Here is a 938-nt window from a genome sequence, read left to right as displayed (position 1 = left end):
AAAGACACGGGGAATCGGCAGAGGGCGATCGGACCGATCGCAATGGACGCGTGACGCTACCGCTCAAAGCGGTAGGAACATCAAGAGGGAATGAAGGCGACCGCCCTGCCGATCAGGCTGGGCGGGCCCATTTAGGGCGTTCGGGCTCTGCGGGATGCTCCGCAAGTGAGCACCCAGGTGTGACGCCGATGGGGAGGGATGCCTGATGCTGTGTGAATAGCGCGCTGGACTCACTCGTTACTGCTGAAGAGCCCACCACCTGGCACGATGCGCAGTCTGTGTGTGCGCCCTTCGTCAAGCCCCCTTTTTCCTTGCCTTTTGCATCTTCGGTGTGACGATGCGCGTGATGACCAAAATGATTGGCTGCGGCACCGGATTCGTGCGCGCAGTAATCGCCCACCGCCGCCCAACTCAGTTGGGCAGGCAGCAGGATCAAGAGGAAAATCGCAAGCCAACGACGCATGGCGCGGATTCTATCAATAAGGATTTGCTATCGTCGACAGCGACGGTACCAATGGGCAGACCAAACGGCGCTTTACGAGAACCTGCTGGGCGAAACGCCTGGACGGCCCGACGTCTCGCGCCGATAGGTGGCTTCAGGAGCCTCTGTACAGTTCATTCATGTACGCGCGCTCTGTCGGGGTCATGTCGACCAGCTCCTTGAGGACTTCTGCACGGGTCTTGCCGGGTCCGGAAGCACGCGAGGGCACCGCGAGGCCACGCTGCAGGTAGAAATAGCTGCCATCGGCCTTTGCCTGTTCGAGCTCGCGCAACACCTCGGCGCGGGTTTTCGTGCTCGTGGAGTGATCCGGATGGAACGTGAACCCCTGCTCGCCGGGAGCGGGATGCCACAGCGAGCTGGCTTGCGCAGCCGCAGGAACGACAAGGACGGCAGCAAGAAGCGAAAAAAGGGCAGTGGTGCGGGTTTTCGACATGAC

1 protein-coding gene is annotated in these 938 nt (G+C 61.0%); it reads right to left on the bottom strand.

Features of this window, described 5'->3' with window-relative positions; translation table 11 throughout:
* Positions 1 to 596 precede the first annotated feature (596 nt).
* Positions 597 to 935, bottom strand: coding sequence for a DUF4148 domain-containing protein (locus C662_RS19520; protein ID WP_002924873.1), 339 nt, complete (start codon positions 933 to 935; stop codon positions 597 to 599).
* Between the last annotated feature and the right edge of the window lie 3 nt (positions 936 to 938).

The sequence above is a fragment of the Thauera sp. 28 genome (genome assembly GCF_000310145.2).
Classification (GTDB): Bacteria; Pseudomonadota; Gammaproteobacteria; order Burkholderiales; family Rhodocyclaceae; genus Thauera; species Thauera mechernichensis.
Note: the sequence above shows the minus strand (reverse complement) of the source record. Positions and strands in the feature narration are given on the sequence as shown.

Coding starts and splice junctions, on each gene's coding strand:
- C662_RS19520 (WP_002924873.1), bottom strand. CDS start 935: ATGTCGAAAACCCGCACCACTGCCCTTTTTTCGCTTCTTGCTGCCGTC.